We start from the raw sequence: 15,280 nt of genomic DNA, 5'->3' as shown, positions 1-15,280 counted from the left end.
ATCACCCTGAAAACACTGAGATCAGAAAGTAGCCTGCTGTGATTGACGAGATCCTGCTCGAGTCCGAAGACCACATGAACACCTCCGTGGAACGCACCCGCGAGGAACTGGTGAACATTCGTACCGGACGAGCCAACCCCGCCATGTTCAACGGCGTGATCGCTGACTACTACGGTGTGCCAACTCCCATCACCCAGATGGCAACCATCTCCGTGCCAGAGGCGCGCATGTTGCTCATCAAGCCCTACGAGCAATCCATGATGGGCGAAATTGAAAACGCCATTCGCAATTCCGACCTCGGCGTGAACCCCACCAACGATGGCCAGGTGCTGCGCGTCACCATCCCGCAGCTCACCGAAGAGCGCCGCAAGGAACTGGTGAAGGTTGCCAAGGCGAAGGGCGAGGAAGGCAAGATCGCCATCCGCAACGTGCGCCGCAAGGGCATGGAAGGCCTGAAGAAGATCCAAAAGGACGGCGACGCCGGTGAGGACGAGGTGCAGGCAGCCGAAAAGGAACTGGACAAGGTCACCGCGAAGTACGTTGCGATGGTCGATGAGGTCGTCTCCAAGAAGGAAGGCGAATTGATGGAGGTGTAACCCACACCTTCCTCACACATCGCTGTATCAGGGCACCCGCGAGCTGGAAGCAGGTGCCCTGCAATTACGTTGTCCACAAGGAGCCCCTCACATGGAGCAGCACCAAAAGAGCCACCACTTACCGAAACCACGCAATAGTGCTGGCCGTGACCTCAAAGCTGCAATCACCACAGGTCTGATTCTCGGCGCACTGGTGTTGCTCGCCGTGTTCACCCTTCCCATCGGCTGGTACCTGATCGTCGCCTGCGCAATCGCGGTAGCCACCTGGGAAGTACACGCCAGGCTCAATGAAAAGGGTTACCTGGTGCAGCGCTGGCTGCTCATCATCGCAGGCCAAGCAATGCTGTGGATGAGCTGGCCCTTCCAGACCAAAGGCCTGGTTTCGGCGTATGTGGTTGCGGTGCTCGTGACCATGTTCGGCAGGCTGTTCCACCACGGGCGGAACACTCCGCCGAAGAACTACCTGCGAGACACCGCGGTGAGCATCTTCGTGCTCACTTGGATCCCCCTGTTCGGCAGCTTTGCCGCCATGCTCTCCCGGCTGGAAACGGAATCTGCCTCGCCGGCAATGTTTATCATCACCTTCATGCTGTGCGTGATCGCCTCAGATACGGGTGGCTATATCACAGGGGTGATGTTTGGCAAGCGCCCTATGGCGCCCGCTGTGAGCCCCAAAAAGAGCTGGGAAGGCTTCGCCGGCAGCGTCTTTTTTGGCATGCTTACCGGCTCGATCGCCGTGACTTTCCTGCTGGGAATCCACTGGTGGATCGGCGCGCTGCTCGGGCTGTGCCTCGTGGTGTGCGCAACATTGGGCGACCTCGTGGAATCCCAATTCAAGCGTGAGCTTGGCATCAAGGATATGTCCAGCATCTTGCCAGGCCACGGCGGCCTCATGGACCGCCTCGACGGCATGCTGCCCGCCGCGATGGTGACCTGGCTGCTGCTCAGCTCAGTGATGAACCTCTAGCGATGAACCTCTAGCGATGAACCTCTAGCGCTTGTTCGCCTTCTTAATCTGGCGGCGCAACTGGTACATGCGCACAATGCCCACCATCGCCATGATGAGCGCGCCCAAAATCGCGGCGAGCAAGAAACCCACACCGGCTGGAACTGTAAAGGCCCAGGCAAACATGGTGAGTTCCACCTGCTGCTGGTTCTGCAAAATGAACACCAGCAAAGCGATGAGCAGCAGTGCGCCCACAATCAGGGCAACCCACGTGCCGCCGGCAAAACTGGACTTCACTTTCGGCTCGGTTGAAGCAGCGGGAACGGCAGGCTCCTGGACTGCCGGAACGGTTGAGGCCTGGAAGTCTGGGTGGGTCTGGTCTGCAAAATCAGCGTTCTGATTGTTTGTCATAGCAACCATTGTGGCCTATTTTGGCCAAAACGTGAAAAGATACAGATATTATGGCTACTCCCGTCACCCTGAACTTTTCCTCCCCGCGCAAGGCGATGCCGCCCACCCACTTCGCGGACCTCGACCAAAACGCGCGCATCGAAGCCCTCGCTGAACTGGGGCTTCCGAAATTCCGAGCGAACCAAGTTGCCCGCCACTACTACGGCCGTTTGGAAGCCGATCCAAGCACCATGACGGACCTCCCGGCTGACGCTCGCGAAAGTGTGAAGGAGGCGCTGTTTCCAACCCTGATGACCCCGGTGCGCACGGTGGAAACGGATGAAGGCGAAACACAAAAAACGCTGTGGCGCCTGCACGACGGCACCCTGCTGGAATCCGTCCTCATGCGTTACCCCAACCGCGCAACGCTGTGTATTTCCTCCCAGGCGGGCTGCGGCATGGCCTGCCCATTCTGCGCCACCGGCCAGGGCGGATTGGACCGCAACCTCTCCACCGCGGAAATTGTGGATCAGGTGCGCGAGGCTTCCGCAACCATGGCCGCGGAAGGTGGCAGGCTTTCCAACATCGTGTTCATGGGCATGGGGGAGCCGCTGGCCAACTACAAGCGCGTGGTCAGCGCCGTCCGGCAGATCACCCAGCCGATCCCGGAGGGTTTTGGTATCTCGCAGCGCAACGTCACCGTGTCCACGGTGGGTTTGGCGCCGGCGATCAGGAAGCTTGCCGACGAAGACCTCTCAGTGACCCTCGCGGTTTCCCTGCATACCCCAGATGATGAGTTGCGTGACACGCTGGTGCCCGTCAACAATCGCTGGTCCGTGGCCGAGGTGCTCGATGCCGCCGCGTACTACGCCGACCGCTCCGGGCGCCGAGTGAGCATCGAGTACGCCCTCATCAGGGATGTGAATGACCATGGCTGGCGCGCGGACATGTTGGGCAAGAAGCTGCACAAGGCACTTGGCTCACGCGTCCACGTGAACCTCATTCCGCTCAACCCAACCCCGGGTTCCAAGTGGGATGCATCGCCAAAGCCCCAGCAGGACGAGTTTGTTCGCCGGGTCATCGCCCAGGGCGTTCCCTGCACGGTTCGCGATACCAAGGGCCAGGAGATCGCAGCGGCTTGCGGTCAGCTCGCCGCTGAGGAGCAGTAACCTCGCGGTGCTGAGGTGTTAAGGGGTGGACTTCACACTAGGAAATGCAAAAGCCGCGGCACCGTTTTTCTCATCAGGTGCCGCGGCTTTGAGCGTATGTTGAAGCGTTATGCCTCGAGGTTGCGCAGGTGTGCTACGCGCTGGGGCTCGATGTTCAGGGCGCGCAGTTGGGAGTCGGAAAGCTCTGCGTATGGGCCGGTTGCGGTTGCCTGCAGGTAGGTCCAGTCTGGTTCCTTGTGGCCCGTTGGCTTGTTGTGGGCGGTCACGGTGCGAACCTGCTTGCCCTGCGGCTTGAACAGTTGCACGAGCAGGCCAAGGGCAATCAGCGCTGCGAAGGTGAACAGGTAGATGGTCTCAACGTGGCCCTGGTGGTTGCCAAAGTTGTAGGCAAGCAGGAACGCAACGGAAATCCAACCAGCAATCTGGATGGCGTGCTGTCCGATGTCGTGCCAGCCCCATGCAGCCGAGGGCTCGTCAAGGGTGGACACGCCATTGTGGACCTCAGGTGCGATTGCGTGGGAACCGGCCACGATGTTCTCCTTCATTCAGGACGTGCGCCACGGGGAGGGCGCAAAACAAGTTCAGAGTCGTCCTATATTTTTGCATAATCAGCAGCGTGAAGCGAGCAGGTCACGCCTGGAGCGCGTGACTTTATTCACCATCTGCCAACCTCAATGGCGTTTCAGGGGTATAAGGGCCAAATGTTCAAACGAAAGTTGGTACACGCTCGGGGGTAGCGTGCGAATGCAAATGGTCCGGTTGCGTGGCGCATAATGGAGCGGTGAACAAGCGCATCCTTCTCCTCGGCAGCACCGGCAGCATTGGCACCCAGGCACTGGAGGTGATCGCCGACAATCCGGAAACGTTTACCGTGGTTGGCATCGCCGCAGGCGGCGCCAACCCGGAGCTGATTGTGCAGCAAGCCCAAGCCCTGGGCCTGCCCGCCGGGGCCGTGGCGGTGGCGAGTGCTGAGGCGGCGGGCTTCGTCGGCAATGCTTTGGGGGGCGCGGTGCTGCGCGATGCCGCGGCGTTGGTGCGTGAAGTTGAGGCAGACGTTGTGCTCAACGCCCTCGTGGGGTCTATGGGGCTTGGTGCCACCATGGCAGCACTGGAGACTGGTGCCACGCTGGCGCTGGCGAACAAGGAGTCCCTGGTTGCAGGTGGTCGGCTGGTCACGCAGGCGGCGCGCTCGGGGCAGCTTGTGCCGGTGGATTCCGAGCACTCGGCGATGGCGCAATGTTTGCTGGCCGGGCAGCGCGGCGAGGTGGCGCGGTTCGTTCTCACGGCCTCCGGCGGGCCGTTCCGAGGCTGGGACCGGCAAAAGATGTGGGATGTCACGCCGGAGCAAGCGGCGGCACACCCGACGTGGTCCATGGGGCAGATGAACACCTTGAACTCGGCGACGCTCGTGAACAAGGGGCTGGAGCTCATCGAGGCGAGCCTGTTGTTCGATGTCCCGGCTGAGGATATTGACGTGGTGGTCCATCCGCAGTCGATCGTGCATTCCATGGTGACCTTCAACGACGGCTGCACCATCGCGCAAGCATCCCCGCCATCCATGAAACTGCCGATTTCCCTGGCGCTGGATTGGCCAAACCGCGTGCCTGGCGCGCAGCCTGCGCTGGACTTTAGTACCGCCTCCACCTGGGAGTTTGAGCCCCTGGACGATGTGGCCTTCCCCGCGGTGCGCCTGGCGCGGCAGGTGGCTCAAGCCGGTGGAACGTTCCCTGCGGTCTACAATGCGGCAAATGAGCAGGCAGCGGAGGCATTCCTCGCGCGCCAGATTCACTTCCCGCGGATCGTGGATGTGGTGGAGCAGACCCTTGAGCAGGCTTCACAGTTTGCTGGTGTAGTGTCCAGCATCGAAGAGGTGCTTGAGCACGAGCAGCGTGCGCGTGCCACCGCGGATGCGTTGCTTGCCGCGCTGCGCCGGTAGTTCGAGAAGTTTGTGTTGTAGCTCCAGTTCGGATGGTTCGTTTTGCTTTCATATTTGTTGGGCGTAGCCCTGTTTGCGTTGGGTATCGCGCTGACCATTGGGCTGCATGAATGGGGCCACTATTCTGCCGCGCGCGCCTGCGGGATGAAGGTGCGCAGGTTCTTCGTAGGCTTTGGCCCCACGGTGTTTTCTTGGCGCAAGAATGGCATTGAGTATGGCCTGAAAGCCGTCCCGCTGGGCGGGTTCTGTGACATTGCGGGCATGACCGCCCAAGACCAGCTCACCCCGGAAGAAGAACCCGTGGCCATGTGGAAGAAGCCCGCCTGGCAGCGGATTGTGGTGCTGCTCGGCGGTGTGGTGATGAACGTGCTGGTAGCGCTCGTGGTGCTGTACGGCTCCGCAATTGCCTGGGGGCTGCCCAATAACAACGTGGACACCACAGCGGTGGTCGGGGAAATGGCCTGCACACCGGCGCGCCAGATCGACGCACAAACCTTGAGCACCTGTGAGGGGCAAGGTCCGGCGCAGCGAGCAGGCATCCAGGTGGGGGACCGGATTCTGGCTGCCGACGCCACCCCGCTTGCCAGCTTCGTGGAACTCCGAGACTACGTGTGGACTAAACCGGGCCAGACGGTGGAACTCACCGTGGAGCGCAATGGCACCCAGATGCAGATCCCCGTTGAGGTGGCCCAAGTGGAGCGCCTCGACGCCACCGGTGCGCCCGTGCAGGTTGGTGCAATTGGTGTGACCCAGGCCCCGCTGCAAGACGTGTACCTGGAATACAACGCGCTCACCGCAGTTGGCGGCACCCTGAACTTTGCCAAAGACATGACCGCGGCAACGGTCCAAGGGCTCGTCCAATTCCCAGCGATGCTTCCTGGCGTAGCGCAGTCCATCATCGGCGGTGAGCGCGATGAACAGGGCCCGATGAGTGTGGTCGGCGCCTCCCGCGTGGGTGGTGAGCTCGTGGAGCGCAGCATGTGGCCGATGTTCTTCCTCATGCTGGCAAGCCTCAACTTGTTCCTGGCGCTGTTCAACCTGATCCCATTGCCGCCGCTGGACGGCGGGCACATCGCGGTGGTGCTCTATGAGAAGCTTCGCGACGCCCTGCGGCGCCTGCGCGGGCTGGGACCTGCTGGGCCTGCGGATTACACCAAACTCACCCCGCTCACCATGGCGGTAGCCGGCGTGTTGCTGGCGGTGGGTGTGCTCGTGATCGTGGCAGACGTGGTCAATCCGATCCGCCTATTTGGGTGATAGACTCTCAGCATTACGCCACCTACTTACGCATGTATGCGAGTTTGAACAGGAGTGCTCCTACAGTGACGCAACAGATCGGTTTGGGAATGCCAGAGGCACCGCTTCCAACCTTGGCCCCGCGGCGCAAGACTCGCCAGCTCATGGTGGGCAATGTGGGCGTGGGATCTGACTTCCCGGTGTCTGTGCAATCCATGACCACCACCAAGACCCACGATGTGAACGCAACGCTTCAGCAGATCGCGCAACTCACCGCCGCTGGCTGTGACATCGTGCGCGTGGCGTGCCCTAAGACCGTGGACGCGGAAGCGCTGCCGATGATCGCGAAGAAGTCGCCCATCCCCGTGATCGCGGACATTCACTTCCAGCCCAAATACATCTTTGCCGCGATTGACGCCGGCTGTGCCGCAGTGCGCGTGAATCCCGGCAATATCAAGGAGTTCGACGGCCGCGTGAAAGAGGTGGCCAAGGCCGCGGGTGATGCCGGTATCCCAATCCGCATCGGCGTGAACGCCGGCTCGCTGGACCGCCGCATCATGGAGAAGTACGGCAAGGCCACCCCGGAGGCCCTGGTGGAGTCCGCGATGTGGGAGGCTTCCCTCTTTGAGGAGCACGGCTTTGGTGACATCAAGATTTCTGTCAAGCACAATGACCCCGTGATCATGGTGGAGGCTTACCGTCAGTTGGCCGCTCAGACGGACTACCCGCTGCACCTGGGCGTTACCGAGGCTGGTCCCGCTTTCCAGGGCACCATTAAGTCCTCCGTGGCCTTCGGAGCGCTGCTTGCAGAAGGTATCGGCGATACCATCCGCGTCTCACTCTCCGCAGACCCCAAAGAGGAAGTCAAGGTAGGTGACCAGATTTTGCAGTCGCTGAATCTGCGTGAGCGCGGCCTGGAAATTGTGAGCTGCCCATCCTGCGGCCGCGCGCAGGTGGATGTGTACACCCTGGCGGAGGAAGTTACCGCCGCGCTGGAGGGCATGGATGTGCCGTTGCGCGTGGCTGTGATGGGTTGTGTGGTCAATGGTCCAGGTGAGGCGCGCGATGCTGACCTCGGCGTGGCCTCCGGCAATGGCAAGGGACAGATCTTTGTGAAAGGTGAGGTCATCAAAACCGTGCCTGAATCCCAGATCGTGGAAACCCTCATCGAGGAGGCAATGCGCCTGGCTGAGGAGCAGGGCCTCGAGATCAAAGAGGGCGCTGGCCCAACGGTAAAGGTCACCAAATAGGCGCATAGCCCGGCGTTGTGTGCGCAGTTCCCTGTGAGCTGGGTGTTATCCTGTGGTGCATGAGAGCCTCCCAAGCCGTGATCCTGGCGGCCGCATTCGGCGCGTCCGCCTTGGTTGCCTGCACGCCCAAGCCGGCGTCGGTAGAGCCTGTGGTGGAGTCTTTCCTGCAGCAAGTAGCCGAGCAGGACTTTTCGGGGGCGGCGGAGCTTACGGATCAAGCCTCGAGTGTGGCGTCGCTTTTGGAGACCACATGGGGTTCCTTGCAGGCAGAGGGGCTGCGCGCTGAGCTGCGTGAGGTGGAAACGAGGGAGTCGATTGCTACGGCAACCTACGATCTTTCTTGGGATCTTCCGCGTGAGCGCAGCTTTGCCTACCAGGCGCAGATGACATTGAACCGGATCAACGGGGAGTGGCTCATCCGTTGGCAGCCCAGCGCCCTGCACCCCAAACTGGGTGCGAATCAGCACATGGAATTGCGTTCGGTGCCGGCGGCCAAAGCGTCGGTGGTGAGTTCCGATGGCGCGGAGATCTTGAGCCCCGGCACAGTCACGCGCGTGCTCGTGGATACCGAGAAGATGGTGGATCCCCGGCAGCTTGCCACGCAGCTCGCGGGGGCAATCAATGCGGCTCGGGCCGATCGAGAGGGCGTCACCGCGATTGATGCGGCCCAGCTTGCGGACAATCTGGAGCAGGCACAGGGCAGGTACTCGGTTGCCACGGTGGACCAGCAGGCGGCCCAGGTGCTGCAGGAGCAGTTCGCCCAGGTAGCGGAGGTGGTGTTCAACGAAGAAGCAGCGATGGTCACCCCGAACCCCGACTTCGCGCCGGACATCACCTCGAGAATCGCCACCCTGGTGGGAGAAGACCTGGAGGGCCAAAACGGTTGGCGCATTTCAGCCGTGACCCCAGACGGGGCCGCGATTGATGACCTGGAATACCACGCGGCACAGGTGGCGCCCGCGGTGCGCGTGAGCTTGGACTACAACGTGCAGCGCGCTGCGGAGGAGGCCGTGAACACCCGCCCAGAGATGGAAGCGGTGCTCGTGGCCATCCGCCCCTCTAACGGGGATATCTTGGCGGTGGCGCAGACAAAGAAGGCCGATGCCCAGGGCGATATTGGCCTGCAGGGCCTGTACCCTCCGGGCTCCACGTTCAAGATCATTACCGCCGCGGCAGGTATCCAAGACCAGGGTCTGGACTCTTCATCCATTGTTCCGTGCCCCGGCACGATGAACATTTTTGGGCGCGTGGTCACCAACGACAACGGATTTTCTTTAGGCAACACCTCCTTGCAGCAGGCCTTCGCGCGTTCCTGCAACACCACGTTTGCGGACATTTCCACCCAACTGGAGTTGGGACAGCTCAAGGAGATTGGCAGCGAGTTCGGGATCGGCGTGGACTACGAGGTCCCGGGGCTGAACACCATCACCGGCCAGATCCCGGAAGGGGAAACGCCGCTGGCAAAGACTGAGGCCGGCTACGGCCAGGGTGAAGTGCTGGTATCTCCTTTTGGCATGGCGCTGGTTTCCGCAACTGCAGCCGCTGGGAAAACACCGCTTCCAACGTTGGTTTCCGGCCACGAGACCAAGGCGAACACCACCCCCAAGACCCCGGACCCACGCACCATCGAGCAGTTGCGCTCCCTCATGGAGGCAGTGACCGGCCCCGGCGGCACCGCGGGAGGCATGCAGGCAGCCGGGGTGATCCGCGGCAAGACGGGTGAGGCCGAAATCAACCAGGGCTCGCACGCCTGGTTCACCGGATACCGCGAGGATGACATCGCCTTTGCCACCCTCGTGGTGCTCGGTGGGGGCTCCGAACACGCCGTAGCCATCACGGACCGCTTCTTCCTACGCTTGGACGAACTGCGGGCCAACCCCAACCCCAACCCCAACCCAGGCGCTGATCCAGCTTAATTAGCGCCCTTGGCCGTGGGGGCAACTGAAGCGCTACCATAGTGCTCATGCCTGAACACAGCGGAAGCAGCAAGAGCAGCAAGCGCAAGCCTTTGGTTCCTGGAACCCCAACCCCCATTCGTACCGTGCCGGAGAGCATTCCTCGGCCGGAATACGCGTGGAAAAAAGTGGTGCATGAGGCAATGGGGGAGCCGTTCGTGCAGACCCCGGAGACGATCGAGGCGATGCGTGAAGCCAGCAAGATCGCCGCGAATGCCCTGGCTGAGGCTGGCCGCGCTGTGGCCCCCGGTGTGACCACTGATGAGTTGGACCGGATCGCGCACGAGTACATGCTCGACCACGGTGCCTATCCTTCCTGCCTGGGGTATCGCGGCTACCCAAAGTCTGTGTGCACCAGTCTCAACGAGATCGTGTGCCATGGCATCCCGGACACCACGGTGATTCAGGACGGCGACATTGTGAATATCGACGTCACCGCCTACAAAAACGGCGTCCACGGTGACACGAACGCCACCTTCCTCGCGGGCGCGGTCTCCGAGGAGCACCGCCTGCTGGTGGAGCGCACCAAGGAAGCTACGATGCGTGGGATTCGCGCCGCCAAGCCGGGGCGTGAAATCAACGTGATCGGGCGCGTGATCGAAAGCTACGCCAAGCGCTTCGGCTACTCCGTGGTCACTGACTTCACCGGCCATGGCATTGGCACCACCTTCCACAACGGACTGGTGGTGCTGCACTACGATTCCAACATCTACACGGACGTCCTGGAACCCGGCATGACCCTGACCGTGGAGCCGATGCTCAACCTCGGCGGCCTGGATTACACCATTTGGGACGACGGCTGGACCGTGCAAAACACCGACTTCAGCTTCTCTGCGCAGTTCGAGCACACCATCGTGATCACCGAGGACGGCAACGAGATCCTCACCATCCCGGACGAGGGCATCTAACATCAAAGGCCAGGCGATGAACGCGTTTCTTGTAGCAGGGTGCACTTCCGACGCCGGCAAGTCCGTAGTCGTGGCAGGTTTGTGCCGGGCGTTCGCGCGCCGCGGGGTCAAGGTGGCGCCGTTCAAGGCGCAAAACATGTCCAACAACTCTGCGGTGACCCCGGATGGTGGGGAAATCGGGCGCGCCCAAGCACTGCAGGCCCTGGCCTGCGGGCTGGAGCCAAGCACCAGATTCAACCCAATTCTGCTTAAGCCCGGTTCGGACAGAACCTCGCAGCTCGTGGTACATGGCAAGGCCACCGGAAACGTGAGCGCCAGGAACTACATTGAGCACCGAGCGCATTTGCGCGAGGTTGCTGCTGAGGCGTTGGCCGGTTTGCGTCGGGAATTTGACCTTGTGATCTGCGAGGGCGCGGGCTCGCCTGCGGAAATCAACCTGCGGGAGACGGACGTCGCGAATTTTGGGTTGGCCCAGGCTGCTGACCTGCCCGTGTACTTGGTGGGTGACATCGACCGCGGGGGAGTGCTCGCGCATTTCTACGGCACGCATCAGATTGTCAGGGCCGAGGACCGAGCGCGGATCAAGGGATTTGTGGTGAACAAGTTCCGCGGCGATGCCTCCATTTTGCAGCCAGGGCTGGAAGACCTCGCCCGCCGGACCGGTGTGGAAACGCTCGCGGTGCTGCCGTTCATCGAGGGCCTGTGGGTAGATGCTGAAGACTCGCTGCAAAGCAGCGTAGGGGCAACAGTGGGGCCGTCGGGTCCGGGTATGGCGCCGGTTGCGCGGCGGGGCTTGAGTGTTGCCGCGGTGCGCCTGCCCAGGGTGTCCAACGCCACCGACGTTGAGGCATTGGCCTGCGAACCTGGAGTGCATGTGCGTTGGACGGACAATCCCAACGACCTGATGAACGCGGACCTGGTGGTGCTTCCCGGCAGCAAGGCAACGGTGAGCGACCTCGCCTGGCTGCGTTCCCGCGGCCTAGATCAGGTGATTGTCTCCCGGACACTGCCCACGCTGGGCATTTGCGGCGGCTACCAAATGATGTGCCGGGAGATTGTGGACCCGCAAGGTGTGGAAGCGCCCAGCTCAGAGCCAGTTCTGGGGCTCGGGATTTTCGATGCTCGCATTGTGTTCCAGGAGGAGAAAACACTCATCCGCCACAGCAATGGCGCCTATGAAGTACACCACGGGCAGGTGGTAGATCACCGAGAGCAGACCTGGATCGGTGATGAAGGCAGCCAGCGCGGGGTGTTCTTTGGCACCCACCGTCACGGGCAACTTGAGCACGATGCCTTCCGCAAACAATGGCTCCGCCAGATCGCCCCTGATGGGTTTGAGCCGAGCTCCAGCCCCAATGCCAGCTTCCACGGCGAGCGCCTGCGTCAACTGGACTTGATCGCGGACACCATTGAGCAGCACTGGGACCTAGACGCTCTGCTCGCTAGCCTCGCTTGAGCTGAGGCGGTGGGTTGCTCCCGTCCCAATCCCTGCGACCGCGGCGCACACCGCCGCAATGAGGATCGCCCACGCCACCAGCCGCAAACTCAGGGCGCTAATCACCCCGAGCGCCAGCACGAAGTAACCGGCAACATGCACCCCCACCAGGAACGCGGCGGCCGCGGCGAGCCACACCCGAGCGCGTACCGACGCCACCAGCGCCACACTGGCGCCGGCAAGGCTCGTGGCGGCAACGCCGATCATCAAGAGGTTCGGCTCCCGGTTGATTGCCAGCCAGGTGGCCGCCAGGGTAGCGGCCACGGTCACGCCCACCACAGCCGCGGCGCTACGGTTGGGCAGCAACAGCAGGCCACCGCAAAAACTGAACACCACCGCGATAGGCATGGCCTGGGTGATGGCCTGCAGCGCCGTCTCCTGCACCACCTGGGCGGAGCTTTGGGTGGCGATGGCAAGGATCATCCCCACCACGAGCACTGTGAGCCCGCCAAGAGCACTCAATGCTTGGCCCACGCGGGCGGGAAGCTGCTGAGTGTCATAACAGCGCCAACGGCGCAGCCACAGCAGGCAACTGCCGGCGCTGCACGCCACTGCCGCGGCGAGGAGGACGGCGTAGGGGGCGTCGCTACGCATCACCTGGTTGCACAGCACCGCTAGGCAGATGAAGGTGGCGGTGGACACCCCGAGGGTGCCCGCCCGCCAAGGGTAGGGGTGGTGCGGCATTAGAATTCGAGGCCCAACAGGGCGTTTTCCGTGACCTCGGGCAGCGCAGGGTGGATCCAGTATTGGTTGGTGGCCAACTCCGGGGCGCCAATGTCAAAGTTCATTGCCGTGATGATCTGCTGGACCAAGGTCGGCGCCTCTGGGCCGATGTAGTGTGCGCCCAGAATCTTGCCGGTGCTGCGATCCGCGATGATCTTGGCAAAGCCGGTGGTGTCTTCCATTGCCCAGCCGTAGGCAACATCACCGTAGTTTTGGATCTTCACCGTGATGTCCAAGCCCTCGGCTCGTGCCTCGCGCTCGGTGAGTCCCACGAAGCCGATCGGAGGGATGGTGAACACCCCGGTGGGCACAAAGGTGTGGGGGAGTTCCTGGAGGTCCGCGGGGTCGGTGACGTCAAGGTTGTGGCGGATTGCGCGCATTTCGGCGTTTGCCACATGCTTGAGCTTGTAGGGGGAGGAGATGTCGCCGAGCGCCCACACGCCTGGGGCAGTGGTGCGGCCGTACTTGTCCACCACCACGTCTTGCCCCTGCATCTCAATGCCGCCCAATGCAAGGTCCATCTGGTCGCCATTTGGGATGCGGCCGGTGGCCACAAGCAGCACTTCTGATGTGACCGTGGTGGCGTCGTCAAGCGTGACCGTTACCCCGTGCTCGTCCTCGCTGGCGGCGGTGACTACCCGGCCCAGGTGCGTGGTGATCTTTTCGCTGGTGAGCTCGGTGATGCGCGCGGAGATGTCGTCGTCGAGCGTGCGCATGAGGCGATCCGAGCGGTTGATCAACGTAACCTTGGTGCCAAAGGCCTCAAAGACGTGCGCGAATTCCAGGGCTACGAAGCCGCCGCCCAGGACAGTCATGGATTTCGGCAGGGCATCCAGACGCATGATGGTTTCATTGGTGTGGTACGTCACCTGAGAGTCTGCGATGACCTCCGGGATGTGCGGGCGAGCCCCAGCCGCGAGCACAATCTGATCCCCGCTGATGACCATCGCCTGATCGCCCTGGCCGGTGGCGATGGTGCGTTGCGCAACAAAGCGCGCCGGGGCGTCAAACACCTCAATGTTTGGGGTCTTTGGCCCGCGGCGGTACTCCTCGCCGCTGGAGGAGATGAGGTCAATGCGCTGGTCGAACACCCGCTCCCGGATGGAGGGCCAATCCACACCCTGGAATTGGGCGTGCACCCCGTAGCGACCGGCAGTTTTCACCATGTGCGCAACCTCAGCGGCGTACACGTACATCTTTGTGGGGATGCAGCCCACGTTCAGGCAGGTTCCGCCGAAGCGGCCAGGCTCCACAATCGCAATGGACTTGTGGTGGTTGTGGGGGCCCGGGATCGAGTTGCCGGAGCCGGAGCCGATAATGATGAGGTCAAAGTGCTTGTCTGCATGCGGTGCTGCGCTCATTGGGGGAGTCCTTTTTGGGAGTTGTTGGGTTCTGGGGCGGTGGCTGCTAGCCAGCGGTCAAGGTGCGCGAACGCTTGGCGTAGCGGCTCGGGATCGGAGAGGAATACGTCGTGCCCGGCGTTGCGGATTGCCTCTACGCTGACGCTGTGGCTCAGCATTGGGCTGCGGGACCGGATTTGCAGGGTGTCCAAGACGGCGTCACCGTGGGTGTGCGGGGTGGCGCTGTTGGTGGTTTTGGAGTCAATGGAGCGGTCCGAGCACAAAGTGAGTACCGGTACCTCGCAATCCACTGTGCCGCGGTGAATGCCCTCTTGCGCCAAGATCACGCTGCGTAGCCAGCCAAAGTACTTCTTATGCCCACCCAGGGGCTTCAAGGTGAGGTCATACTCCCACTGGCCCTGGTGGTCTTTGTGTAGCGAGCGGCCATAAAACTCTGACCTTCCAACGGGAAGCAGGCGCCCAGGGTTGCGCTTGCCCACGGAGAGCACCACGGGGATGGAGGCACGCACGCCGAGGGTTGGGCCGTGCATGTCCAGCCACGGGCTGTTGAGCACCAGGGAAGGAATGCGTGCATGGAGTTCAGGCCGATGTTCGCGCAGCCACGCCACCCAGCGGGCAGCAATGAGACCACCGGTGGAGTGTCCGATGGGTACCACGGTGGGATGGGTGGCGAGGATGATTTCCAGCGCCTGGGTGAGCTCCTCAAAGTACACATCGACGTCCGCGGTGTAGTGCCACAATTGCCCCTCGCGGTGGGCTCGGCCGCAGCGGCGCAGGTCAATGCCGTAGGTGGCGTAACCCAGCGCGTGAAGGTGCTCGGCAACGTGAGTGTGGAAGAAGTAATCCGTCATGCCGTGGATCCACAGCACCGCGGGTGCATCCAGGGCCGCGGGGCGGTGGCGAACCAATACCGCCCGGGCGGCGCTGGGTTCGGTGAGCGGTCCAAGGTCTTGCGGAGAAGTGCGAAGCTCCAAGGTGGTGCACGCGTAATCTGCACCCAGGATGTCTGGCCTCCAGGTGAGGTTGTGATCAGCGAGGTCCATGAAGGACATGCTAGTCGGCTTCAGGGGAGCAGTCCGACGTCCACCGCACCAGCGCAGAGCCTTGTGCGGAATCTCAGCCTGAGAGTTCAGTAAGTGGGGGTGGCGGTAGGGGGTGGGGATGCTCGCGAGAATGCTTGGAATACTGGGTATTTGGGGGAGGGGAGGTGAATTCTGTGTACTGGGAAAATGAAATCGGCGTAAAGTGAACCGTTGTGAATTTTGTTTTCCCGTCACTCCCCATCGGGTGCATGGCAGCCTGTGTTCTGTAGGTG

The 15,280-nt window shown here is 62.1% G+C and carries 14 protein-coding genes; 9 read left to right on the top strand and 5 right to left on the bottom strand.

Features of this window, described 5'->3' with window-relative positions; genetic code table 11:
• Positions 1-38: 38 nt before the first annotated feature.
• Entirely contained in the window at positions 39-596 is a 558-nt protein-coding gene (frr, locus tag NQ050_RS00465) for a ribosome recycling factor (RefSeq protein ID WP_257037271.1), read from the top strand.
• A 91-nt stretch (positions 597-687) separates the two neighbouring features.
• The gene (locus NQ050_RS00460; protein ID WP_257037270.1) at positions 688-1,563 is read left to right on the top strand and encodes a phosphatidate cytidylyltransferase; all 876 of its coding nucleotides are present in this window, start codon (positions 688-690) and stop codon (positions 1,561-1,563) included.
• A 24-nt stretch (positions 1,564-1,587) separates the two neighbouring features.
• On the opposite strand, the gene NQ050_RS00455 is transcribed toward NQ050_RS00460, so the two are convergent.
• Positions 1,588-1,953: a lipopolysaccharide assembly LapA domain-containing protein gene (locus NQ050_RS00455; protein WP_373456402.1), complete on the bottom strand. Its 366-nt coding sequence runs from the start codon at positions 1,951-1,953 to the stop codon at positions 1,588-1,590.
• Positions 1,954-2,003: 50 nt separating this feature from the next.
• On the opposite strand from NQ050_RS00455, the gene rlmN reads away from it, so the two are divergent.
• Positions 2,004-3,101, top strand: a complete 1,098-nt coding sequence (rlmN, locus tag NQ050_RS00450; protein WP_257037268.1) for a 23S rRNA (adenine(2503)-C(2))-methyltransferase RlmN — start codon at positions 2,004-2,006, stop codon at positions 3,099-3,101.
• 107 nt (positions 3,102-3,208) lie between these two features.
• On the opposite strand, the gene NQ050_RS00445 is transcribed toward rlmN, so the two are convergent.
• A complete protein-coding gene (locus tag NQ050_RS00445) occupies positions 3,209-3,631 on the bottom strand; it encodes a DUF2631 domain-containing protein (RefSeq protein WP_257037267.1) in 423 nt (140 codons plus the stop codon).
• Positions 3,632-3,882: 251 nt separating this feature from the next.
• On the opposite strand from NQ050_RS00445, the gene dxr reads away from it, so the two are divergent.
• The 6 genes from dxr to NQ050_RS00415 are packed head-to-tail and all read left to right on the top strand — an operon-like array spanning position 3,883 to position 11,842.
• Positions 3,883-5,037 carry a 1-deoxy-D-xylulose-5-phosphate reductoisomerase gene (gene dxr / locus NQ050_RS00440; RefSeq protein ID WP_257037356.1) on the top strand — a complete coding sequence of 385 codons (1,155 nt, stop codon included), beginning with the start codon at positions 3,883-3,885 and terminating at the stop codon, positions 5,035-5,037.
• Positions 5,038-5,079: 42 nt separating this feature from the next.
• Positions 5,080-6,294 carry an RIP metalloprotease gene (locus NQ050_RS00435; protein ID WP_257037266.1) on the top strand — a complete coding sequence of 405 codons (1,215 nt, stop codon included), beginning with the start codon at positions 5,080-5,082 and terminating at the stop codon, positions 6,292-6,294.
• A 32-nt stretch (positions 6,295-6,326) separates the two neighbouring features.
• The gene (gene ispG / locus NQ050_RS00430; protein ID WP_257037264.1) at positions 6,327-7,523 is read left to right on the top strand and encodes a flavodoxin-dependent (E)-4-hydroxy-3-methylbut-2-enyl-diphosphate synthase; all 1,197 of its coding nucleotides are present in this window, start codon (positions 6,327-6,329) and stop codon (positions 7,521-7,523) included.
• A gap of 59 nt (positions 7,524-7,582) precedes the next feature.
• Entirely contained in the window at positions 7,583-9,439 is a 1,857-nt protein-coding gene (locus NQ050_RS00425) for a penicillin-binding transpeptidase domain-containing protein (protein ID WP_257037263.1), read from the top strand.
• Between the two features lie 47 nt (positions 9,440-9,486).
• Positions 9,487-10,386 (top strand): type I methionyl aminopeptidase, encoded by a 900-nt coding sequence (map, locus tag NQ050_RS00420; protein ID WP_257037262.1) that lies wholly within the window; start codon positions 9,487-9,489, stop codon positions 10,384-10,386.
• Positions 10,387-10,402: 16 nt separating this feature from the next.
• On the top strand, positions 10,403-11,842 hold the full coding sequence (locus NQ050_RS00415) for a cobyric acid synthase (protein WP_257037261.1): 1,440 nt from the start codon (positions 10,403-10,405) through the stop codon (positions 11,840-11,842).
• On the opposite strand, the gene NQ050_RS00410 is transcribed toward NQ050_RS00415, so the two are convergent.
• From NQ050_RS00410 to NQ050_RS00400, 3 genes are read right to left on the bottom strand one after another with little or no spacing between them, the layout of a single operon-like run.
• On the bottom strand, positions 11,813-12,565 hold the full coding sequence (locus NQ050_RS00410; protein ID WP_257037260.1) for a hypothetical protein: 753 nt from the start codon (positions 12,563-12,565) through the stop codon (positions 11,813-11,815). The two genes, NQ050_RS00415 and NQ050_RS00410, sit on opposite strands and share 30 nt — an antisense overlap.
• Positions 12,565-13,965, bottom strand: a complete 1,401-nt coding sequence (mtr, locus tag NQ050_RS00405) for a mycothione reductase (RefSeq protein ID WP_257037259.1) — start codon at positions 13,963-13,965, stop codon at positions 12,565-12,567. The genes NQ050_RS00410 and mtr overlap by 1 nt, the downstream gene beginning before the upstream one ends.
• Complete coding sequence (locus NQ050_RS00400) at positions 13,962-15,008, bottom strand: alpha/beta hydrolase (protein WP_257037258.1); 1,047 nt, start codon at positions 15,006-15,008, stop codon at positions 13,962-13,964. The genes mtr and NQ050_RS00400 overlap by 4 nt, the downstream gene beginning before the upstream one ends.
• Between the last annotated feature and the right edge of the window lie 272 nt (positions 15,009-15,280).

Origin of the sequence: Corynebacterium sp. 122RC1 (assembly GCF_024580955.1) — a bacterium.
Taxonomy (GTDB): Bacteria; Actinomycetota; Actinomycetes; order Mycobacteriales; family Mycobacteriaceae; genus Corynebacterium; species Corynebacterium kozikiae.
This window is presented reverse-complemented; position numbering and strand designations above follow the sequence as displayed.